At 70.4% G+C, this 22,484-nt stretch carries 13 protein-coding genes; 3 read left to right on the forward strand and 10 right to left on the reverse strand.

From position 1 onward, the window contains the following. Positions 1–573 precede the first annotated feature (573 nt). From Pla133_RS23610 to Pla133_RS23630, 5 genes are all read right to left on the reverse strand, one after another. Positions 574–1,692 carry an IS630 family transposase gene (locus Pla133_RS23610; RefSeq protein ID WP_145069926.1) on the reverse strand — a complete coding sequence of 373 codons (1,119 nt, stop codon included), beginning with the start codon at positions 1,690–1,692 and terminating at the stop codon, positions 574–576. A 76-nt stretch (positions 1,693–1,768) separates the two neighbouring features. Further along, positions 1,769–2,587, reverse strand: coding sequence for a class I SAM-dependent methyltransferase (locus tag Pla133_RS23615; protein ID WP_145069928.1), 819 nt, complete (start codon positions 2,585–2,587; stop codon positions 1,769–1,771). Between the two features lie 58 nt (positions 2,588–2,645). Then, positions 2,646–3,656 (reverse strand): lysylphosphatidylglycerol synthase transmembrane domain-containing protein, encoded by a 1,011-nt coding sequence (locus Pla133_RS23620; protein WP_145069930.1) that lies wholly within the window; start codon positions 3,654–3,656, stop codon positions 2,646–2,648. A 251-nt stretch (positions 3,657–3,907) separates the two neighbouring features. Beyond that, entirely contained in the window at positions 3,908–6,202 is a 2,295-nt protein-coding gene (locus Pla133_RS23625; protein WP_145069933.1) for a VWA domain-containing protein, read from the reverse strand. Positions 6,203–6,535: 333 nt separating this feature from the next. Continuing rightward, on the reverse strand, positions 6,536–10,597 hold the full coding sequence (locus tag Pla133_RS23630) for a S8 family serine peptidase (protein WP_145069935.1): 4,062 nt from the start codon (positions 10,595–10,597) through the stop codon (positions 6,536–6,538). A 328-nt stretch (positions 10,598–10,925) separates the two neighbouring features. Between Pla133_RS23630 and Pla133_RS23635 the strand changes: the two genes are divergently transcribed. Further along, the gene (locus Pla133_RS23635; protein ID WP_145069937.1) at positions 10,926–11,516 is read left to right on the forward strand and encodes a sigma-70 family RNA polymerase sigma factor; all 591 of its coding nucleotides are present in this window, start codon (positions 10,926–10,928) and stop codon (positions 11,514–11,516) included. Positions 11,517–11,578: 62 nt separating this feature from the next. On the opposite strand, the gene Pla133_RS23640 is transcribed toward Pla133_RS23635, so the two are convergent. Genes Pla133_RS23640 through Pla133_RS23665 form a run of 5 tightly spaced genes read right to left on the reverse strand, consistent with a single transcriptional unit; the run spans position 11,579 to position 18,340 of the window. Then, positions 11,579–13,279 (reverse strand): S8 family peptidase, encoded by a 1,701-nt coding sequence (locus Pla133_RS23640; protein ID WP_145069940.1) that lies wholly within the window; start codon positions 13,277–13,279, stop codon positions 11,579–11,581. Positions 13,280–13,335: 56 nt separating this feature from the next. Then, entirely contained in the window at positions 13,336–13,530 is a 195-nt protein-coding gene (locus Pla133_RS23645) for a hypothetical protein (protein ID WP_145069942.1), read from the reverse strand. A gap of 44 nt (positions 13,531–13,574) precedes the next feature. Then, entirely contained in the window at positions 13,575–15,521 is a 1,947-nt protein-coding gene (locus Pla133_RS23650) for an LVIVD repeat-containing protein (protein WP_145069945.1), read from the reverse strand. A gap of 11 nt (positions 15,522–15,532) precedes the next feature. Continuing rightward, a complete protein-coding gene (locus tag Pla133_RS26710) occupies positions 15,533–17,443 on the reverse strand; it encodes a hypothetical protein (protein ID WP_419191898.1) in 1,911 nt (636 codons plus the stop codon). Between the two features lie 30 nt (positions 17,444–17,473). Next, positions 17,474–18,340 carry a hypothetical protein gene (locus tag Pla133_RS23665; protein ID WP_145069948.1) on the reverse strand — a complete coding sequence of 289 codons (867 nt, stop codon included), beginning with the start codon at positions 18,338–18,340 and terminating at the stop codon, positions 17,474–17,476. A 171-nt stretch (positions 18,341–18,511) separates the two neighbouring features. On the opposite strand from Pla133_RS23665, the gene Pla133_RS23670 reads away from it, so the two are divergent. Beyond that, positions 18,512–19,105, forward strand: coding sequence for an ECF-type sigma factor (locus Pla133_RS23670; protein ID WP_145069950.1), 594 nt, complete (start codon positions 18,512–18,514; stop codon positions 19,103–19,105). Between the two features lie 7 nt (positions 19,106–19,112). Then, positions 19,113–22,478: a serine/threonine-protein kinase gene (locus Pla133_RS23675; RefSeq protein ID WP_145069952.1), complete on the forward strand. Its 3,366-nt coding sequence runs from the start codon at positions 19,113–19,115 to the stop codon at positions 22,476–22,478. Positions 22,479–22,484 lie beyond the last annotated feature (6 nt).

Below are 22,484 nucleotides of genomic sequence, written 5' to 3' on the forward strand. Positions count from 1 at the left end.
CCCCCTCCACAGGAGGCCAACCGTTGCCGCGATCACGGCCGAACCCGCGACGTAGACTGCAAACTTGGTAAGCGGCCGATTCACAACTCTAGTCCTCGCTTTCAGCTGAGAGCTTCCCGATTCAATGCGATCGCCAGCTCAACCTACTGCGGAGTAGGCGGGCAATCGGCGCACGACGCAGCAGCATTCTCCGCGTAGTGCCCAGAAGGCTCGCAGGAGGTGTCGATCGTGACGGTTGACACCCACTGAGAATTGCAGGCCAGCTCGAGCGCGAAGGAGCCACTTGCAACCTCCTCGGCAGCCATCGTGATGTCGTACGTCTCGCTCCCGGACCCGCCTCCAGGATCGTCAATGTCATGGAGAGGGCGATAGCGTTGAGCATTCGAGTAGTCGGGCTGTGGTGAGCTGAAATGACGACGATGGACAGTACCCCCCCCCGTATTACCGCGTCAATCGCCTGAATCCAGGCACGACGATCGATGCCTCGCCCCGCCTGGAGCCCACGGGCTCGAATGCTGGCCGCTCCATCCGCCTCATCGACGAACTTCGGCGCCAGGGACCTAGTGGGGTGAGTCAAAGCTTCGACTCATTTGTTTGCCGGGAACGAGTGGCGTTCGCTGTGTCGCAGTAGCGGCGGAGGCTGGCGAGGATCTGGTCTGCGGTCTTGGTCCAGACGTACGGCTTCGGCTCGTCGTTGTGGGCATCGATGAACGCCCTCACGTCCTTCTCGAGCGCAGCCGTACTTCGATGGACGCCGCGCTCAGTCACTCGCCGGGAGACGATCGAGAACCAGCTCTCGACGAGGTTGAGCCAGGACGACGTCGTCGGCGTGAAGTGCACGTGAAATCGGGGTCGGCGTAGCAGCCACCGCTTCACGGCTGGCGTCTTGTGCGTGGCGTAGTTGTCCATCACGAGGTGGACGTCCAGCTCCTTGGGCACGGACTGCTCGATCTCGCCCAGGAACTTCAGGAACTCCTTCGACCTGTGTCGACGGAAGCACTTGCCGATGACTCGCCCCGTGGCGATGTCGAGCGCTGCGAACAGCGACGTCGTCCCGTGGCGCACGTAGGTATTCGAGCGTCGCTCCGGGTGCGTCGGCGTCATCGGCAGCAGGGGCTGAGTGCGATCCAGTGCCTGCATCTGGGACTTCTCGTCGACGCAGAGCACGAGCGCATTGTCCGGAGGGCTCATGTACAGGCCCACGATGTCCCGGACCTTCTCGACGAACTGAGGGTCGCGGGACAAGGAGAAGGACTCGCTGCGGTCTGGACGAAGGCTGAAGGCCTTCCAGATCCGCGCCACAGCGCTCTGAGACAATCCGAGCTCGTTCGCGACTTGGCGGGAGCTCCAGTGGGTCCCGGTTTTCGGTTTACGGTGGAGCGTCATGTCCACGACGCGGGCGACATCGTCATCTGAGACGCTCCTCGGCCGTCCGATCCGAGGCTCGTCGTACAGCGCGTCCAGACGCTCCTTCACGAATCGGCGACGCCAGCGACCAACGGTCTGAAAGTGCAGCCCCAACTCAGCGGCGACATCGGTGTTGCCCAGCCCCTTCGCACAGCGAAGGATGGCGCCCGCCCGCTCCGCCACTGCCGCAGGCGTCGAGCGACGCCGAACCAGCCGCTTCAACTCCGCGCGCTCCTGCTCGGACAACACGAGCTTCGCCTTCGGCCGTCCCGTCTTGGTCGTCATGATGCAACCATCGGCACGGCCGAGCCCGACTTGCCCGAAACTCGACACTCATGAGTCGAGTATTTGACTTAACCCACTAGCTCGTAACTTCTGCCTCGGCAGCGGACGGACCAGGCTCGCCCACCACCACCACGTGGAACCCGAAGATCGACAGGCCGGGTGTGGCGCAGATCAGACGGTCCAAGGCGATGAAGCCCCGCGTGATCAGCGCGTTGCCGGGGATGAAGCGCAGGAAGCCCAGGTGGTCGGGGAAGCCGGCGAAGGTGTAGGCCAGGATCCCGTACTTCTTGACCTTGGTGACCTTGAAGCCGGCCTGCTCGCAGAGCGAGACGATGCCCTTCTTGGTGAAGCCCTGGTCGCCGACGTCGAAGTGCTGGCTCTTCCTGTAGAGGATCGCGCGCGCCAGGCGGATGATCGGGTTGTCGTTGCAGGGCTCGCTCATGATCAGCACGCCGCCCGGCCGCAGGGCCTTGCGGCAGTGGGTCAGGAAGGCCACGTGGTCGCGGGTGTGGTGCAGGCTGCCCTTGCAGAAGACCACGTCGAACACGCCCGGCTTGAAGGGCAGCTTCTCCGCGTCGCCGGTGACCAGGCGCGCGTCGGGCACGTACTGGTCGGAGACCTTCAGCATCGCGTGGCTGATGTCGAGGCCGACGGAGCCCGGGTGGTGCTGCTCGAGCTCGGCCAGGAAGAAGCCGGTGCCGCAGCCCAGGTCGAGGATGCGCTTCGAGCCGGGGGGCACGTGGCCGATCATCTCCGCGTGCCAGTCCTGCTGGAACAGGCGCGAGAACTCGAAGGAGTAGCGGTACGCGTAGCGCGGGGCGAGCTCCTTGTGGAGCTCGATCTGCGCCCGGGCGTTGGCCTCGGAGGTCGCGGGGGCTTGGGCAGTGCTGGACACGGGGGCGTGGGCGGGTGGCGGCGAGGGGGCCGGCGAAGGGCCCGGCGAGCCCTGAAGTCTAATCCGCGTCGGAGGCCGGGGCGGCGGCCGGCAGGATCCCCATGGCCAGGTGGCCGAGCAGACCCAGCAGGGCCACGTTGGCGAGCTGGACCAGGTGCACCGCGAAACCGGTCGACAGGGCCAGGCCGCCCTCCACGCCGATCAGCATGAAGCCCACCTTCCAACCGGCCTCCTGGGTGCCGAAGCCGGCGAAGCCGTTGATCGGCAGCAGGTTGAACAGCACGGCCAGGCTGGCTCCGAAGGTCGCCCGCACGTAGGAGAGGTCGGCGCCCAGGCCGGCGCCGCGGGCCAGGACCGCGTAGAAGAGGAAGACCATCGCCCACAGGCCCAGGCTCAGGCCCAGGGCGACGACGAGCTTGCGCCTGGCGGCCGCGGCGCGCAGGGCGGCGCTGACCGTCTCGACCTTGGCCAGGGCCGCGGCTCCCAGGCGCATGCGGCCCAGGCCCAGGCGGCGCGCGACGGCGGCGGCGCCGGCCGAGAGCAGCTCCGGACGGGCGCAGACGATCGACAGCAGGACCGCCGCGGCGAAGAGGCCCGCGGCGAGGGGCACGACCAGCGGCCTGAAGTCGGGAGCGACCTCCGCCCGCAGGAACAGGGCCGCCGCGGCCACGATCGCGCACAGGGTCGCCAGGTCGAGCAGGCGCGAGACCAGGAGCGTCGCCAGCCCCGCCGCCGCGCCGACGCCGCCGTGGGAGCGCAGGTACACGATCAGGCTGGCCTCGCCGGTCTTGGCCGGCAGCACGTAGGCCGCCAGGTTGTGGGAGGCCGAGGCGGCCAGGACCGCGGCGAAGCTCGGGCGCTCCGCCCGCGGCATGAGCGCCAGGAAGCGCGCCGAGCGCAGGAGGTAGATGCCCACGTGGACCGCGAGGGCCAAGAGGTAGGTCGAGAGGGGCAACTCGCCCACCGCCGCCATCAGCTCGCCGGGCGAGACGCCACCCCACCACATCAGGATCGCCAGCAGGAAGCCAGCGACCGCGAGGCTCAAGAGGATCCGGGCGGAGGCGTTCAAGGGCGAGCGGGGCAGCTGGGCAGGCGGGCAGCCCGAGGGCCGCAACGATAGCGTTCGGGGTCTTCGGCAGGGAGTCCGGCGGAATCTGAGGGTTCAGGTGAAACCGAACCCGGTCCTGACCGTCCCCAGGGTGGGCGGGGGACCGCGGTGGTTAATGGGGCCTGCCGAGAGTGAGCGCTCGACCTCGCCGTCCTGCCGATCGACCTCCCGCCGACCGACCTCCCGCCGATCGTCCTCCCGCCGACCGTCCCTCAGCGCACCTGCTGGTACTCGCCGCCCGAGTCCGCCGCGAGATTCCGCAGCAGCTCCAACTGACCACCCACCGCGATGCAGTGGATCCGGATCCGGCGCTGGTCGTTCCAGCGCTGGATCTCCTGGCGAATCCGCCCCGGGTCGCGGATCTCGCCCGCGCTGGGTTCGCCGTCGGAGAGCAGGAAAATCGTGTCCACGTCGACGTCCTCGAAGGCGGTCTTCATGGCGCCGTAGATGTTCGTGCCCCCGTTGGCCTCGAGGCGATCGACGTAGCGGAAGGCCTTGTCCACCCCCGCCTTCTGGCCGCGCAACAGGTCCTTGGACCAGGGCCGCACCACGTCCGAGAAGGACACGATGTTGAACAGGCTGCCGGGCTCCAGGCGCTCGAGGCAGCGCTTGAGCTCGATCTTGGCGATGTCCATCCGGCGACCGTCGCCGTAGCCGCGATTGTCGGAGCCGCTGACCGGGTTGTCGGCCGCCCAGCTGGTGGGCTCGGCCATGGAGCCCGAGGTGTCGATCACGAAGATCACCCGCGCCGTGTCCACGCGCACGCCGAAGAAGGTGGCCGCGGTGTCGGCGGTGTCGGCGCGGTGCCTCGCCTCCGCTTCGAGCAGGATCGAGTCGCGCTCGTCGAGCACGGTCAGATCCGCGCGGTTGTCGTCCCACCACTTGCGCCAGATCTCCGTGCGCAGGCGGAAGTCCTCGCCGGTCAGCCGCCAGAGCAGGCCCACCGTCTCGCGCAGGCCACGGCCGGAGAGCTGGGGCAGGACGTCCACCAACAGGCCCACGTCCGCCACCTGGCGCCGCTCTTCGAGAGTCGCGAGGGCAATGCGCGCCAGGGACCAGTCGCTCGACACCAGCGCCGATTCGAGCAGGTCGCGGTTGCCCTCCGGATCGCGCCTCAACAGGGCCTCCAGCGCGGCGCCGCGCACCTCGGGGCTCTCGTCCTTGGTCAGCTCGCGCAGCTCTTCGAGCCAAGCGCCCTCGTCCACCGCCGCCGCATCCATGGCGCGCAGCACCTCCGCCCGCTCGCCCAGGTTCTCGGCGCGTTTGAAGGCCGATTGGAGTTGATCGAAGGCGTCCTCACCCCCGCGCTCCGCCAAGACGCGCACGGTCTCGCGACGCAGGGTCGCCGAATCGGACTTGAGCAGCTTGCGGAGCTCGCTCACCAACTTGTCGCTCGGGGTCAAGACCAGGGTCTGCAGGCTGAACAGCTGCTCCGCCACCTCGCCGCGACCGAACGCCTTGTAGAGCCGGTTGATCAGGATCGGCGAGCCGTTGGCGGCGACGGCCTCGGCCAGGGCCAGACGCCCGTCCCAGGAGGTCTGCGGCCGGCAGCCCATCTCCACCAACTCGGCGCAGGCCTCGTCACCACCGGCGCGGGCGAAGATCCCGGCCGCCACCAGACGCTCCTCGCGGGAGCTGGCGTCGCGCGCCCATCGTTCGGTGGCCATGGGCACGGCGCGCTCGTGACCGCGCTCGGCCAGAAGGGCCAGGGCGCGCGCGCGGATCGGCGCCAGCTTGTCCGTCATGGCGTCGATCAACTCGTCGTCCGTGAGCTCCTCCTCGAGGGCGCGGAAGGCGCGCAGGCGCAGGTCGTCGGTGACCTGCTGGACCTCGCCCTCCTCCGGCTTGGGCGAGACCATTCGGCGCTTGGCCGGCGGGTCGTAGAGCTCCCGGTACCAGGGCCCCGAGTCGCCGTCGCGCGTGGCCGCGTGCAGGTCGAAGGCTCGATTGCGAACGACCGGGTCGTCGGCGTAGTCGACCACGATCGCCAGGTACTGGCGCCCGCGCGGCCCGCCCAGCCCCAGGGCCTCGACGGCCTCGAGCCGCAGGGCGCGCTCCTCCGCCTGGGTCGCCACGTCGAGCATGCCGACGAAGGCGAACTTCTCCAGCTCGCCCCTGTCGACGAAGTCGGGCAGCTCGCGCAGGGCCCGGGCGCGGGCCAACAGCGAGCGGAGCCCACCCTCGTCGAGGGCATCGAGCAGGGCCTCGAGCGCCTCGGGCGCGCCACTCGCGCCCAGGGCCTCGAAGACCGCCACGGGGGTCCGGTCGCGCTCGAGCTCGAGGGTCGAGATCAACGCGGCCAAGTCCGGTTCTTGGCCAGCACCAATGGCCCTGATCGGCGTCGACGTCGCCGGTCGGACCGCGCAGGTTGCGGCCGCCGCGGGCTCGGCCAGGGTGAGCATCGCCGCCGCCGGGGCAGCGATCGCGATCATGGCAGCCAGGGCCGCAACGATCGCACGCGAGAACAGCGGGCCGCGGGCAGCGCGGTCTCCGAGATGAAGATCCATGGCAGGCTCGACGGTGCGCCCGTTGAGGGGGGGGGCGGGCGCCCTGGGAGAGTGGTGGGCGGGACGGTAGAGGCGCTCCGGTGCGAATCGGGGGGACGACCGGTTCTCGAACCGCCGACGGGGGCTCGGCGACGCGCGCGGGAGAGGATAACCCGTCACCCGAGGCCGGTTACCGATCGCCGCCGACGTGACCGCGGAGCGTCCCCGAACGGGTCGCGGGCGGCTCCCGACCGTGGTCGGAAGCCGCCCGCATTGCGGCCGGCGCGCACTCGCGCGAGCCGGTCGACGAGGCCCAGCCGTGCGCGCCCTCGCGCGCGGCCCGGCCGACAGGGCTCAGTTGCCGTTGATGTAGACCTCGAGGCCCTCGGTGGTGATCACCGGGAGGCCGCTCGAGTCACCGTAGAGCTGCCACTGCAGGTAGACGGTCGTCCCGACCAGGGCCTGGTTGTCGGGGACCTTGATGACCGCGACCGAGCCGGGGCCGTTGTAGAGCTCGAGGTCCTGGCTCACGAGCAGCTCGCAGCCGGGAGAGCCCCAGGGGGCGAGGCTGAGGGGCAGCTCGAAGCCGGACCACTGCTTGGCAGAGAAGCCGAGCATCAGGCGGCGCACCACGGCGTCGGTGTTGTTGACCACCACGCTGAGGTCGACGCCGGGGGCCGCGATCTGCTTGGTGTAGACGCCCGGTGCGCCCAGGCTGCCGGCGCAGGCCGAACCGAAGGTCGTCGCGGGGCGGTAGTAGTAGATCGAGCCCAGGGCCGACGTGTTCACGTTGCCGGCCAGGTCGCGGACCTGGACGTCGACGTGCTTGGTGCCGGTGGCCGTCGAGCCGCCGTAGGAGGTCAGGTTCCAGTTCGTCGTCGGTGCATAGGGCACCCAGGGGCCGAAGCTCCCGCCCTCGTTGCGAAGCCGCATCTGCGACAGACCCGAGTGCAGGTCGCTGGCGCCGATCGAGACGATCACGCTGGTGCTGGTCGTGCTCGTGATCTGGCTGACCTCGTTCCAGAAGGTCGGCGCGCCCACCGTCGGCGGCGTGACGTCGACCAGGAACGGCCCGGCGCTCGTGTACTCGGCGTCCCAGTTGCCCGCCTCGTCCACGGTGCGGATGTTGAACCAGCGCTCGATGCTCGAGGACCCGAAGGTCTCCGAGGTGCTGGTGACCGCGCCCAGGTCCTGGACGTTGGAGGGCGCGTTGGGCCCACCGTTGCTCCAGAACACCCCGTAACCCGCGACACCGGAGTGGGCGTCGGTGGCCGGGATCCACTGCACGTCGATCTCCGCGTCGTTGGTCCAGGTCCCGGTCAGGTGGCTGGTGGAGACCAGACCCGTGACCGTCGCCGGATCGACCGTGTCGATGAAGTAGGGACCGGCGGTGGCGTGGCTGGCGGACCAGTTGCCGCTCTTGTCGACAGCGCGCAGGCTGAAGTACCAGCCCTGGCTCGAAGTCGCCATGACCTCGGAAGTCAGGGTCGTCGCGCCCAGGTCCATGGTCGGCCCCGGGGCTCCGGTACCGTGCGAGACGAAGACGCCGTAGCCGGCAATGCCCGAGAGGTTGTCCGGCGCGTGGTTCCAGACGAAGTGCACGTCGTCCTGCGAGTACCACTGGTTCGTGAAGTGGCTCGAGGACTGCAGGTTGACGGGGATGCCGGGCCCGGTGCCGTCCACGGTCACGTCCACGCTCGCGCTGCGGTTCATGCCATTGTCGCTGTCCGCGTCGACGCTGAAGGTCTTGACGCCCTCCGAGGCCCAATCGACGGTCCAATCGACCTCGCGGGTCCAGCCGTGGCGCACGTTGCCCACGGTTGCCTGCCACCCCCCGTTGTTGTTCGGGTTGTCGGTCAGGTCGGCCAACTGCCCGTCGAGCAGCTCGGTCGTGGCGGCCAGGAGGTTCGCGCCCTCGGTGCCGGTGACGTTGAGCAGGACCGCCGAGGCCACGTGCTCCGTATTGCCGACGGTGGCGGTCACGACCACGTCCTCACCGGGCTTGACGAAGACGTCGTCGGCGCCCACCGCGAGGCTGCCCGAGGGCGTGGTGTCGCCGTAGATGAAATGCACGGTGACGCTCATCTTGACGTTGGTCGAGGCCGACACCGGGTGCACCTTCCAACGCCAGGTGCCCGGCGTGGGGTTGTTGACGGCGCGGATCTCGGTGTTGTTGATCGAGGACTGCTGGGCCAGGTAGTCGCCCTGGTCGATGGGGGCCGAGAAGGGCGCGTAGTCGAGCACCAGGTCGAAGTCGTTGACCAACGCCTGGGAGGCGCCGCCGCCGGACGCGGGCTCGATGTAGTGCATCACGACGACCACGCGCTCGACCGAATCGGAGACGGTGAACTCGTCCCAGGCCTGGTCGGACGAACCCAGGCCGAAGCCCCAGTTCAACCAACCGTGCTGGCTGTCGGTGTAGTTGGCGCGGTAGGCGTCGATGCGCCCGGCGCCGTAGGTGTCCAGGTGCGACGCGCTCGGGCTCGAGAGGGTTGCGTCGGCCTTGGTCAGGGCCGTGGCCATGACCAGCGAGGCCACGCGCTCGGGCCGGTAGCGCAGGAAGGCGTGGTGGTCGACGAGCTGCGCGACCACGCCTGTCACGTGGGGCGAGGCCATCGAGGTGCCGGTGCCGGCGTTGAAGCCGTTGCCGGTGTTCGCAGTCACCGAGACGATGCTGGTGCCCGGGGCGACCAGGTTCGGCTTCCAGCGGTTGTCGCCGGTCGGGCCGATGCTGGACGCGCTGCCGCCCAGCCACAGGCTGCCGGGCGCGCCGGAGCTGAGCGACTGGTAGGGCACGACGTTGCCGACCGTGATCGCGTTCTTGGCCGAGGCCTCCTGACCCAGGGTCGAGGCGCCTGGACCTGAGTTGCCGGCCGCGAAGACGTAGACCTGGTTCTCGTTCCAGACCTCTTCGTCCACCTCGCGGCTGTTGGCCTCGGAGCCGATCCAGCCGCCGTTGGTGGCGCCCGTGCCCCAGGAGTTGTTGATCACGTGGGGCGGCGGCGCGGTGGTCTGGCCGTCGCTCCAGTCGTCGCGCATGAGCGAGAAGCGCTGCTCGAGCGACGAGCCGCCGACGCCGATGCAGTTGTTGCCGGGGTTCGGGTTCTTCTCCATGAACTTCACGTTGCGGAAGGCGCGGTTCAGGGTGTCGCCCAGGCCCGGCGCGGCGCCGGAGAGCTCGCCCAGGGGCGCGCTCGGCGAACCGATGATCGTGCCCGCCACGTGCGAGCCGTGGGGGCAGGTGTCGCTCCAGGCGCTCTGGCCCGTCAGGCTCCAGCCCAGGTACCAGGCGTGGTTCAGGGCCGAGTGGGCGATGTCGACGCCGGAGTCGATCTCGCCGGCGATGGCCTCGCCGCTCCAATCGCCGTCGTAGGTGGCGCGCACGTAGTCGGCGCCGAGCATCGGCATCGAGTCGTCGTGCATCGGCAGGCTGGGCAGCTCGGGCTCGACGAACTCGACGAAGTCGCGCTCGACCAGGGCCAGGGCGTCCTCGGGGCTGGCCTGGACGCGGAAGGCGCGGATGTTCGGCAGGTACTCGACAACCTCGAGGCCGAGGGCCTGGAGCTCGGCCTGTTGCCAGCCGTTCGACGTCCAGCGCTGGCCGCGAGCCTGCTCCGTGCGACGCACGTCCGGGCCGGCGACCTCCGTGGCCGCGACGGCCTGGACCACGGCCTCGGCGCCGCGGTCGTCGTCGAAGACCGAAACGATCATCGGCACGCGCTCACCCGGCGCGACGTTCTGCAGCGACTCGGCCAGGGCCGGGTGCAGCTTCTGCCAGGGGCGCGCGAAGCCGAGCCAGTGCACGGCGGGGTGGTCGGTGAGCTGCGCCAGGGCGGCGTCGGTCAGGGCGACCGAGAAGGCCTGGTGCGGGCGGAAGGCGATCACCCGCGCGCCGGCGGCTTCGAGCTCGGCCATGCGTGCGGCGTTCACGCGCTTGTTCAGCATCACGTAGGCGTAGGTGACCGGCTCGGGCCGCCCGTCGGTGGAGCCGGAGAAGATCCGGTCGACGAGGGCCGGGTCGACGCGCTCGCCCGCCGGCGGCCGGTAGGGGCCGGCGCTGAAGCCGAGGAAGAAGGGATCACCGGAGCCCTCGGCCACCAGCTCGTCGGCCAGGTCACCCGGGGCGTAGACGGCCCGCTGGGGCAGGGGCAGGTCGTCGGCGAAGTGCGCCGGCTCGATCCGCGGCAGGCCGCGGTCGATGCCCGCCTGGGGTGCCTCGACGGGACCTGAGGGCAGGACGCCGTCGACGACCAGGCGCGGAACGGCCGGCAGGGCGTCGAGGCTGGCGCTGGCCCCCTCGTTCTCCTGGGCGGCGAGGGCCAGGGGCGCGGTCAGGAGGACCGGAGCGGCGAGCAGCACGCTCGCGGCGAGGCCGCGGCGCTGGAAGACGAAGGGATGCGAGCGATGGCGTGACATGGCTTCGAGGGGGTGCTGGGTCGGTTGGAGGTAGGTGGATCGCCCGGAAGGCGGGCGTTGATCGGTGTGGGGCCGCCTCAGGGCCCACCGCTCCACGCCGCAGGGCCCCGCCGCGCCCGACACGCTTTCGCGCGATTCCTCGCGCCGCTGACCCGATTGCCCGCGCGATGCCGGGCGCTCCCCCGGGGCTCCTGGGGGACTCCTGGGCCTCGATAGCCGCCCATTCGGTCGCCGCCGAGGCCCCGGGCTGTTCGCCAGCCCCCCACCGGCGCGTTGGAAGCCGCTGTCCGAGCTACGATTCCCTGGCCCCCGCCCGCCCCACGCCCCCATGGCCTCCCAGCTCACCTCCGAACAGGTCACCCAGCTCCTCGAACGCGTCCGCGGCGGCGGCGACGAGGCCCTGGGCGAGCTGCTGCCGGCGCTCTACGACGAGCTGCGCCGCATGGCCGCGGGCCAGCTCCGCAAGGAGCGCGCCAACCACACCCTGCAGCCCACCGCCCTGGTCCACGAGGCCTGGTTCAAGCTGGTCGACCAGCGCTCGCGGGACTGGCAGAACCGGGCCCACTTCCTGGCCATCGCCGCGACCGCGATGCGGCGGATCCTGGTGCACCACGCCGAGGCCGTGGGCGCCAAGAAGCGCGGCGGCGATCGCGACCGGGTGACCCTGGTCGACGCGCCCGCGGAGCTGGCCGGGTCCGATTCGCTCGACATCCTGGCCCTGGACGAAGCCCTGACGCGCCTCGCCGAGAGGGACCCGCGCAAGGCCCAGATCGTCGAGCAACGCTTCTTCGCCGGGCTCTCCAACGCCGAGGTCGCCGAAGCCATGGGCGTCACCGAACGCACGGTCGAGCGCGACTGGCGCATGGCGAGGGCGTGGCTCCGCAAGGAGCTCGAGCGCGACGGCACCGCGGGGGAGTAGCAATACGGCAATCCGGTGGGGCACCGTATTGCGGGCAAACGGATGTGGGTGCGAATGGGTACTCAGGGTGTCCCGAGTAGCACCGGGCCACCGTGGGCTCGAACCGTCAGCATCCGGTTGCCCAGGCCACTCGCGGTGACCGCTTCGAGGCTCGCGCTGCCCGCCCAGAGGTTGAGCACGCCATCCTCGGGCGTCTCGGCGACGGCCTTGGGCAGCCCGTCCGTCGAGCTGGAGCTCATCGACCAGGGGCTGGCGGCCGCGCCGTAGACGAGCGTCCCCAGCGTCGGAGCGGCCCACACTCCGAGGGCGCGGTGCACGTCGAGGATGCCGCCGGTCACCGTCTTGCCGGCCAGGGTCGGCTGTGGGCGGGCGGCATTCATGATGCGGCCCTTCACCCGCCACCACTCGAGCTCCGGATAGCGCGACATGATCAGCCCTACCGCACCCGCGACGTGCGGGGCCGCCATGGAAGTCCCGCTCGCGTAGCCGTAGGTGCCGCCGGTGATCGTGCTGTAGACCTGGTACCCCGGAGCGCCGATGTCGACCGTCGTCGCGCCGAAGCTCGAGTCGAAGCCACCGAAGAGCCCTGCGGTCGCGATGTCCCCGTCGCTCTCGATCGCTGCCACGGAGATGATGTTCGCGAGGTCGATGCCGTCGGGGTAGTGGGGTGTGACGTCGTTGTCGTTCCCCACGTTGCCCGCCGACGCGACGAAGACGTGCCCAAAGGCCTGCGAGGCGAGGACCTCGTCGTGCTCGACCTGGCTGAAGCTGCTCCTGCCGTAGCTGTGATTCGACACCCGGGCGCCATTGGCCACCGCGTAGTCGAAGGCCAGCACCGTGTTGACCAGCTTGTCACAGTCGTCCGGATCCTGGCACTTCAGGGCCATCAGGCCGCACTGCCAGTTGACGCCGACGACGCCGAGGGAGTTGTTGCCCTTCGCACCGATCGTGCCAGCGACGTGGGTACCGTGGTCGGAGCAGCCCGGACTCGGGTCGTTGTCGCCGGGAGCCGAGCCCCAACATGCCGTGACGGCGCCGGTCCAGTCGACGCATTGGGACATGTCGCTGAAGTCCCAGCCGTCCACGTCGTCGACGTAGCCATTGCCGTCGTCGTCGATGCCGTTGTCCGCCACCTCCGCCGGATTCGTCCAGTGGTTCGCCGCCAGGTCCTCATGGTCGTACTCGAATCCGGAGTCGACCACCGCGATCGTGATCCCCGCGCTGCCCCGGTGCTCGTCCCAGGCGAACTCGGCATTCGACCCTCCGGCGTAGTCGTACCGGTCCTGCATGCCCCAGAGTGTGTAGTCGACGAAGGAGGGGTCGTTGGAGTCGAGATCCCGCCGTGCCCGATAGTTGGGCTGCGCGTAGAGGGTTTCCGGGTGGTCCAGGTAGCGCTCGATCGTCTGCTCCACGGCGTAGCGATCGACGCGCACGAGGTACAGGTCGGGAACCAGGCGCGAGGCCCACAGGACGTCGCCGATCCCCGCCATCGCGTGGGCCGCCTCGCGCGCCGCCGTCGACGCGCCGGGAAGGAAGCGGACAAAGGCAGTCTCGGGGTCGTAGATGCCCGGCTCGATCACCCGAAACGACTGCCTGTCGTAGACCGGGGGCTCGTCGAGGATCCAATCCAATCTCGGCTCGAGTCCGGGCACGTCGCGGCGGACCGCTTCGGCGCGCGATAGCTGGTAGACCTGAGCCCAGGCGCCCGAGGCGAGCAGCAGCAGCCCGCCGAAGGCCGGCGGGAGGAGACGGGTGGAGTTCATGTCCGTGATCCGGTGCAGCGAGAAGAGGAGCGGGGAGGCGGGGAGGCCGCCTCGCCCTACTTGACGACCACGACGCCTGCGGACGTGTCGTTGTTCATGAGCCCGGCGGGCACTTCGATCGCCGGCGGAGCGGGCTGCCCGGGCCGGACCTCGTCGTCGTCACCGTTGCCCACGATGATGTAGCTGACGGGCGCACCCATTCGGTGCCGCGCACCGACCTGCTGGTCGACCAACCGGTTGGTGTGCGGCACCGTACCTGCCGTACCTGGTCGTCGAACTCACCGGAGTGCAGCCCTCACCGTGTGAGGATCGTCGCCCCGTCCAGGGCCTGGATCAGCGTCGGAAAGTCGAGGACCAGGGGAGTGGACTGACCGCTGACGCCACCCTTGTAGGTGCCCGACTCCAGCTTGAGCGCGATGGGCGACCAGGACGTCCCGAGCGACAGCGGCGTCGTCGCGGGGAACGACAGCACTTGTCTCGCGTCGGACGGGTCCGTGTAGCCGTGCAGGATCCACTTCTCGGGGAGCGGCTGCGCGGCGATCTCGAGGCTCGCGACGTTCTTCCAGAAGGGGTCGAGGTCCGTGCCCTGCATGACCGGCGCGCTGCCGCTGTTGGACAGGATCATCTTCCCTCCGGACCACGACTCGTCCTCGTAGAGCTCCACCACCATGCCCGGAGGCAGCTTCCAACTGAAGCTCTGGACCACGTTGGAGAAGTCGCAGACGGTCCCGAAGAACCCCCCACAGGGTCCGGGCAGGGTCGAGAAGTGGGCCCAATCCTCGAAGAGGTGATCGGCGAAGGTCCACTCGACCCGATACCCCCCGAAGTTCGGCTCCGAGTACAGCACGACGTGGGCCGTCTCGTTCGTGGCCGGAAGGAACGGGTCGCGCGGATTGTGGTATTCGCCGAAGGCAACGTAGTCCTGCTGGGTCAGCGGAGTGGTCGCGGCGTTGTAGTTGTAGACACCGACGGCGTAGTGCTCGACCGTATAGACGAGTAGCTCCCCCTCGGGGCTGACCCAGACGGTCGATCCGGCGTTGAAGTTGCCGCAGTACGCGTCCTGATCGTTCAAGACGTTGAGAGTCGCCTCCACGTCGTCGGCCGCCGATTGGAACCCTGCTGCCGAGGCCAGCTCGAGAAGATAGGTCGCCGCTACGCCCGGGCCGGCCGGTTCCGAGTCCACGTAATACACCGCCAGGATGTCCGTTCCCCTCAACACCGGCGCGAGGTTGGTGTTGTTCCACATCCCGGCCAGGTAGATCCCGCCGGCATCCTGGAGCAACGCGTAGTTGTTGAAGGATCCGAAGAGGTCGTTGTCGCTCAGGAAATCTCCGAAGAGCGAAGTCCAGAAGTTCTTCGCCTCGACGATGATCGTCGCGTTCGTGACCCAGGGTGGCCAGAAGAGTGCAGCCCATGGATCCACAGTCGGTGGATCCAGATCGCCGGTGCACTGTCCACCGACCATGCTCCCCGAGCAGTAGTCCGACGCGGGATGAGGCCAGTCGTGAGGAGCACTGTTCGTCCGGACGTGTGCGAGGGTAGTGATGTCATCACCGATGGTCTCGAACCAGTAGAGCGCTCCGAATTCCACCGCCGCCATGAGGAGGTAGCTGCCGTCGGCGCGTTGGATGAAGCCGACTGCGCCGACGTTGTTCCCCCCTGAGGGCATCACGAGATTCTGCTGCCCGGCCACCGAGGTGTTCAGGTCCACGAGCTGAGGCGCGATCGGGTTCGAGATGTCGTAGATCTCGACGTAGCCACCCGTGTACGGCACCGCCAGATAGTCTCCGGCAGCCTGCATGCCGCCAGGATGAAAGTGGTCGACCTCTTTCCACCAGACGACCTCGTCGCCGCCGAAGGGCGGGCTGACGACGACGTTCACACCGCTCACGAGTCGATTGCTGCGAAGGCGCGACGATCCGAGGAGGTCGGCCGACTGGATCTTTACCGCTGCGAGTGTCGGCGTCCCGCCGGAACCCGACGAGGCGCTGACGTAGAGCACACGCGCCGCGGGGTCGGGATGTCGGGCGATCCCCTGGAAGTGCGACGCCTTGTTGTCGAGGAGAGGACCCGGCAGCGGCATCGCGCCCCTCCAGAAGGCCATCGGAGTCGGCTGCGAGTCCAGGGCTTCGATCTGGGCGACAACGTCGTGGGCCACGGGCCCCTGGGCGGCCAGGACCGGCGTGGTGCCCAGCAGGAGCGCACCGAGCGCGGCGCGCAGGAGCTTGGGAGAGCGCCTCATCGTCGACGCCCTCACTGGAGGTTGACCAGCACCAGCACGAGGCCGGCGCCCTCTTCGAGGTTCGTCATGGCCTTGCCGATCACCGCGCCGTCCCAGCGGCCCGAGTCGGTGGCCTTCATGGCGTGACCGGCCAGCGCGGCCGTCGTCAGGCGGTCACCGGCGAGGATCGGTCCGTTCTCGGTCGAGGCCTTGACCCACACGCGGCCACTCATGGCGACGGCGAACTCCCCGTCCAGGACGCCGTCCTGACCCAGGTGCAGGCCCGGGTTGACGCCGTTCGCGCCGGAGACGATGCCCGCCACCCGGCGGTCGTAGGCCTCGCCGCTCGCGACCAGCTCGCCGGGGTTCTGCGTGTCGATCACGACCACCGTGCCCGGCTCGAGCCGCTCGCTGGAGTCGAAGCCCTCGACGATGTCCGCGCCGCCGCGAATCTCGAGCACCGGCACGCTGAATTTGTCCACCGCGCCATCGACGCGCAGCTCGTTGCCGAGCCCCACGTACCAGAGGCGAGCCTTCTTCGAGCCGAGCTCGTGGCTGAAGGCGATCTGGGCGTTCCCCCCGATGCCGCCGACGATCTCGATCTCGGTCTCGGCTCCGTAGGGGCTGGCTTCGCGACCCATGTGGACGCCCTGCACCGTCGGTGTGATCGTCGTGTTCTGCCCGGTCACGCTCAGACCACCCTGGGGTGCGTCGGTCGATCCGACGCTCACTCGCCCCGCCACGGTCATCTGCCCCGCCACATCCATCTGCCCCGCCACAGTCGCGTCTTGCACCATGGTGGTGGCGCCGAGGAGGGCCGTGCCTGCGGTCAGGTTGCTGACGGATCCGTCGGTCGCGGCAAGGTAGCCCGGGACGGAGAGGTTGAAGATGGAGGAGTTCTCGAGCGGATCGGCGACGTCGATGCTGTCGGCCGTGACCGTATCGAAGCGCCCGCTGCCTTCGACGTGCAGGGTCGCCTGGGGATCGTCCGTGTTGATCCCGACCCGACCGGTTGCTCGGTCGATCACCATTCGGTTGACCCCGGCGACGAAGTCGCGGAAGTAGAGGTCCTTCTCGACGGCGTGCATGTAGATCGCCCACTTCGACGCTGCGTCGGCGGTCTGCATCAGGATTCCGGGCGACTCGCTGGTCACGAACACGGGAATGCCTGTGGTCCTCCTGACCTCGAGCGTCGAGCCCGGCGTCGTCGTTCCGATGCCGACGGCGCCGGCGGTGTAGACGGCCGTGGAGCCGTTGAGGCCGAAGGGCGAGGCTCCCTGGGGGCCCTGCGGGCCCTCGGGACCTACCGGCCCCTCAGCGCCGGCGGGCCCTTCGGGTCCGGTGGGTCCCTCCGGGCCGACCGGTCCGACCGGGCCTTCCGGACCAACCGGCCCTTCCGGACCGGCCGGTCCCTCCGGCCCCACGAGCCCGCTGCTCGGGCCGACCCAGTTCCCGGTCGGATCGACGACCGGCAGGCCGTTCACGGCGATCGAGTTGGGCGTGATGTCCTTGCCGTCGACGTTGACGGCTTGGCTCGCGACGCCGGCGTACAGCGCGTAGGGCGTGCTCGCCAGGCGCTGGCGCGGGACGGACTCCGAGTCGGCGCCGTAGGTCACGCCGAGGAACAGCGTCGCGTGGTCCTCGAACAGCGCGGTCGGGAAGGAAGTCGAGCTGCCGACCAGGGCGCTGAGCAGACCGTCGGCGACGGCCAGGGTCTGGGTCTCGCTCCACAGGGGCGCGCCGCCGGCGGGAAGGGTGTACAGGGCGAACGTCACGTCGAGGGCCGGGTCGTTGACTTCGCTTCCGGTGCCGTCGAGCAGGCGGCCTTGGAACTGGAGCAGCGCCGGCGGATCACCCGCGGCGGAGACAGGAGTCAGAGCGGGCGCGACGGGGAGAGCGAGGCCGCAGAGCAGGGCGGAGAGCCCGAGGTAGAGGGGTTGCATGGCGAGGATCGATGGGAGGGGGGAGCGAGCTCAGTTGCCCAGCGGGGTGACGAGGCGGTTGGTGAAGGAGCCGCCGAGCGGCGCGAACGAATCGATCTCGAAGCCCTGCCACTGGAAGGCCTTACCGGCCAGGTTGGGGTCGTTCGGGAGCGGGAAGGTCCAGACCTGCGGGCCGGCACCGAGGAACACCGTCGGCGTCGGGCTGAAGAACAGCGCGACCAGGTCGAAGGCGCCGTCGATGCCGGCGAGCGGCAGGGCGAAGCCGGCCAGGGGCAGGCCGATGTAGAGGCCGATCAGGCTTCCCGGCGCTCCGTAGAAGGCGATCTGGTAGGGATTGCCGAGCGTCAGCGCCGCGGGCGCCACGAGCGCGGGCTCATAGCGATAGGCGCCCTCGGCGGTCGAGCTGTCGACGCCGTTCGAGACCGTCACGTCGACGATCGCGCGCGGGTTGCCGAGGGCGTCGACACCGGTGGGCGTGACCAGCGTCAGGCGGGTGTCGCTCAGCACGGTGAGCGAGCTCGCGGGCAGTCCGTCCATGCTGGCGGTCAGGGGCCCGGCGCCCAGGAAGCCGCTGCCCACGACCGTCTCGAGCTGCCCACCGTCCTTGGTTCCGCCGCCCGAGAGGACTCCGAAGACCGCGGGCCCGGGCGGCGCGAAGCTGGAGTCGACCCAGGCGGTGCTGCCGAGGAAGGCGTAGTTGGACGAGGAGGCGACCTCCCCGCCCGAGAAGGACGCCAGGGCGGCCTCGGCGCGGTAGGCCGCGCTCTGACTCGATCCCGCCGCGCCGAGCAGCTCGCGAGCGGGCGCGATGTGGTTCTCGGAGCCCGAGGCACCGGACTGCGCCAGGGCGGGCGCCGCCGCCAGCAGGACGCTCAGGGGAGACAGGAGGGTTCGCATCGGTGCCTTCGATCGGGCCGGGGGAAGCGTCGGACCTCGGCTGAAGGGCGAGGCTCGGTGCAGACACGGAAAGCGCCCCCCGATCGCGCAAGGCACCTGCGCGAAACTCCCCACCGGCACCGCTCGCAGCCGTAACCCCCTGGGATGGGTTACCTTTCGGATGCAACTTCCATGGATCGACCCGACACAGCCCCGGCCCCCTCCGAGCGCCGACGCCCCTCGCTCTCGGTGGACCGAGCGCTGGTCGAAGCCCAGCCGCCGGGCAAGGTCAACGAGCTGCTGCCCCTGGTCTACGAGCGCCTGCGCGACATCGCCCGGCGCTTCGTCGACTCCCCCGGCCGGTCGACCCTGCAGCCGACCGCGCTGGTCCACGAGGCCTACGTGAAGCTCGTGCGGGCCGAGCCCGATCGCGACTTCGACCAGGAGCACTTCCTGTGCCTGGCCGCGCGGGCCATGCGACAGATCCTGGTCGACCACGCGCGCGAGCGCGGCGCCGCTAAGCGCGGGGGCGGCTGGAACCGGATCAGCCTGAACCTGGGTAGCGGAGCGCCGGACTCGGTCGTTCCGGCGGTCGAGCTGGCCGAGGCCCTGAGCCGGCTCGAGAAGCTCGACGAACGCCAGGTCCGGATCGCGGAGCTGCGGGCCTTCGGCGGCATGACCGTGCCGGAGATCTCGCGCGCGCTGGGCATTCCGCCGCGCACGGTCGACGCCCAGTGGCGGATCGCCCGCGCCTGGCTGCAGGCGGAGTTGAGCACGGAGTCCTGAGGCGCCCGTGACCGACGATCGCGAGCTGCACCGCCGCGCCGGCGAGGTGTTCGAGGCGGCGCTGGAGGTGGCCGACGACGAACGCCGGGCCTTCTTGGACCGCTCCTGCGGCGACGACGGGGCCCTGCGCGCGGCGGTCGAGCGCCTCCTGGACCACGATGACGACGAGGGGATCCTGCGCGACCGGGCGCTCGACTCCAACCGCGCGGCCCTGGGACACCTGCTCGAGGGCGACCTCGACTACGTCGACGTGGACGACCCGCTGGGCTCGACGCGGGACCGCATCGGCCCCTACCGCATCCTGCGCCGCATCGGCGAGGGCGGCATGGGCGTGGTCTACGAGGCCGAGCAGGACGCGCCGCGCCGACGCGTGGCGCTCAAGGTCAACCGCCCGGTGCACGACTCGGACCGCCGCTTGCGTCGGTTTCGGCGCGAGGCCGAGGTCCTTGGACGGCTAGAGCACGCCGGCATCGCGCGGATCTACCAGGCAGGCACCTTCGAGCACCGTGGGGCCGCACGGCCCTACTTCGCCATGGAGTTCATCGAAGGTGTGCCCATCACGACCTTCGCCACCCGCGCCCATCTGCCGCTCCGCGCCCGCCTGACGCTCCTGATCTCAGTCCTCGAGGCGGTGCAGCACGCCCACGACAACGGCGTCATCCACCGGGACCTGAAGCCCGACAACGTGCTCGTGCGCGGCGACGGCTCGCCGGTCGTGCTCGACTTCGGCGTCGCGCGGCTGAGCGACAGCTCCACCGCACTGACCTCCTTGGACACCCTGAACGGCGAGATCCTGGGAACCCTCGCCTACATGGCACCGGAGCAGCTCAGCGGCGACCCGGACGCCGTCACGCCGCGCTCGGACGTCTATGCCCTCGGCGCCCTGGCCTACGAGCTGCTCGCCGGCCGGCCCCCGCACGAGCTGGGCGGCCTCGCGTTGACCGCCGCCATGCGCGTGCTGACCGAGCGGGAGCCGCCGCGCCTGGGCCTGCTCGAACCGAACCTCGCCGGCGACGTCGAGACGATCGTCGGCAAGGCACTCGAGACCGATCCCGCCCGACGCTACGCCTCGGCCGCGGCGCTCGCCGCCGACCTGCGGGCCTTCCTCGAGCACCGCCCGATCGTCGCCCACCCGCCGAGCCGCCTCTACCTGGCCCGCAAGTTCACCCGCCGGCACAAGGGCCTGGTGGCCGGAGCCGCCACGGCCTTCGTCGCCATCACCCTGGGACTGGTCGCGTCGCTCGTGTCGCTCGCCGGCGAGCGCGAGCAGCGCGAGCTCGCGGACGCGAGCGCGGAGCGTGCGCGGCGCGGCGAGCGCGCCGCCATCGGTCATCTCTACCGGGCGGTCCAGGACCACCTCGACGACGGCGAGCTGTGGGCCGCGGCCCAGCTCTACGCCGTCGCCGACCACCGAGGCGGGGGCTGGGACGACGCCTTCCTGGCCCGCGTGATGCCGAACATGCTGCCCGCGGACGTGTCCAGCGCCGGCGCCCGCTGGCTCGACGACGAGCGCATCGTCGTGCCGGCCCGCATGGGCGGCGGCGCGCGGATCCTCGCGGTGGCCGACTGGACCGAGGTCGGTCGGCTGCTGCCCTCGGAGCCCCTCGCCAGCGCGACCGTGCTGCCCGGGCATCTCGTACTCTGCCGGCCGCTGGCCCCCTTCGGCTCGATCGTCACGGTCGACGCGCGGACCGGCGCCGTGCGGGAGCGGCGGCCGAGCCCCTTCTCGGGCGGCGCCCCCCGCCACGCCCCGTCTGCCACGCTGGACGCCGACGGGCGCCTGGTCACCGCCTACCGGAGCGAGGACGGGCAGACCATCGTCGTCGACCGTGGCGAGGGCGCTTCGCTGGGAATCGACGTGGACGGCCGAGAGGATTGGCTCCCGATCCCCATCGCCGGCAGTCGGTTCATCGCCATGCGCGCGGACGACGGCCGACTGAGGGTCCACGAGCTCGACACCGGGACCCTCCTGGGCGAAGTGGACGGGCTGCGCCCGTCCGCCGGGACCTACTTCGCATCGCGGCGCGGCGGGCGCGCCCTCTTGTCCTCGGACGTCGAGGATCGACTGGTCGAAGTCGACCTCGAGCGCCGCGAGGTCGTTCGGCGCTGGGAGCACATCCGCAACCGCCCCTTCGATCTGTTCGAGCTCTCCGCCGACGAACGGCTCCTGGCCCAGGGCCCGGGCGCGCGAGTCGAGATCTGGGACCTGGAGCGCGAGGTGGAGGTCTGGTCCGGTCCGGTCGAGCTCCTGGCCGGTGCCAGCCACCGCGTGCACCTCTCGCCCGACGGCCGGCGGGCGATCGTCGGCGCCGACGACGTGATCGGGTTCGTGCTCGACCTCGATCGCCCACCGGTCGACCCCGCGGACCTGGGCACCGACCGCGACCCGCGCGCGAACACCTTCCGCGGTCACGACTCGTTCGTGTACCACCTGGCCCTGTCACCCGACGGGCGCCTGGCCGCCTCCCTGTCCGTTTCGGACGGGCGCCTCGCGATCTGGGACCTCCACAGCCTCGAGACCGTCGCCACGCGCCTGATCGGAGAGGACGGCGCCCACGAGTTTCGACGTCGATCCAACCTGATCGCCTTCGACGACGACGGGCGGCGGCTGTGGTTCTCGGCACCGCAGTCCGGGTACGGCGCCGAGTTGCGGTGCTGGGACCTGTTGACCGGCGAGGTCGAGGTCCGCGCGGCCGTCGACGGGGCCTCGCTGAACCCTCACCTGGCGCTCTTGGACGACCTGCTCGAGCGGCTCGGTCCCGGCCCACCGAAGCGCCTTGGTCGCAAGGCGGCGCGACTCGCCGACGGACGCGGCCTGGCCGTCCAGCAGGCGGCGGGCCTGCGGATCCCGGACGGGGAGCGCTGGCACACGGCCCCGCCCGGCAACTCGGAGGAGGGTCTGGCCCTGTCCCCGGACGGCGGGCGCGTCGCGATCGCGGCGGCGCGCGCCATCCGGGTCGCCGACGCGACGTCCCCCGACGAGCTCTACCGCACCCGCGGGCAGGCCTATGCCGCCGCCTGGGCTCCCGACGGACGCCTGTTCGCGACGGCGGGCGAGGACGGGCGTATCCGGCTGTTCGACGGCGAGCTCTTGATCGAGCTCTACTCCTTCCCGGCCCACGACGACTACGTCTTCTCGCTCGCCTGGACGCCCGACGGCACCCGCCTCGTCTCGACCTCCGGGGACGCGACCGTGCGCGTCTGGGACCCGCGCACTCCGGAGGCGCGCGAGGCCGACCACGCCGGCTACCGCCGCCGCTACGAGGCGCTGCGCGGCGAGGACAGCGCGCAGCTCACCGCCCGCTTCGGCGAGGCGATGTCGGTCGACGAGCGCGGCGCGATCCTGCGCGCCGCGCTCGACGCCCGGCGATGACCGGCG

The organism is Engelhardtia mirabilis, assembly GCF_007748095.1.
Lineage (GTDB): Bacteria > Planctomycetota > UBA1135 > UBA1135.

Coding starts and splice junctions, on each gene's coding strand:
- Pla133_RS23610 (WP_145069926.1), bottom strand. CDS start 1,692: ATGACGACCAAGACGGGACGGCCGAAGGCGAAGCTCGTGTTGTCCGAG.
- Pla133_RS23625 (WP_145069933.1), bottom strand. CDS start 6,202: ATGGATCTTCATCTCGGAGACCGCGCTGCCCGCGGCCCGCTGTTCTCG.
- Pla133_RS23630 (WP_145069935.1), bottom strand. CDS start 10,597: ATGTCACGCCATCGCTCGCATCCCTTCGTCTTCCAGCGCCGCGGCCTC.
- Pla133_RS23635 (WP_145069937.1), top strand. CDS start 10,926: ATGGCCTCCCAGCTCACCTCCGAACAGGTCACCCAGCTCCTCGAACGC.
- Pla133_RS23640 (WP_145069940.1), bottom strand. CDS start 13,279: ATGAACTCCACCCGTCTCCTCCCGCCGGCCTTCGGCGGGCTGCTGCTG.
- Pla133_RS23650 (WP_145069945.1), bottom strand. CDS start 15,521: ATGAGGCGCTCTCCCAAGCTCCTGCGCGCCGCGCTCGGTGCGCTCCTG.
- Pla133_RS26710 (WP_419191898.1), bottom strand. CDS start 17,443: ATGCAACCCCTCTACCTCGGGCTCTCCGCCCTGCTCTGCGGCCTCGCT.
- Pla133_RS23665 (WP_145069948.1), bottom strand. CDS start 18,340: ATGCGAACCCTCCTGTCTCCCCTGAGCGTCCTGCTGGCGGCGGCGCCC.
- Pla133_RS23670 (WP_145069950.1), top strand. CDS start 18,512: ATGGATCGACCCGACACAGCCCCGGCCCCCTCCGAGCGCCGACGCCCC.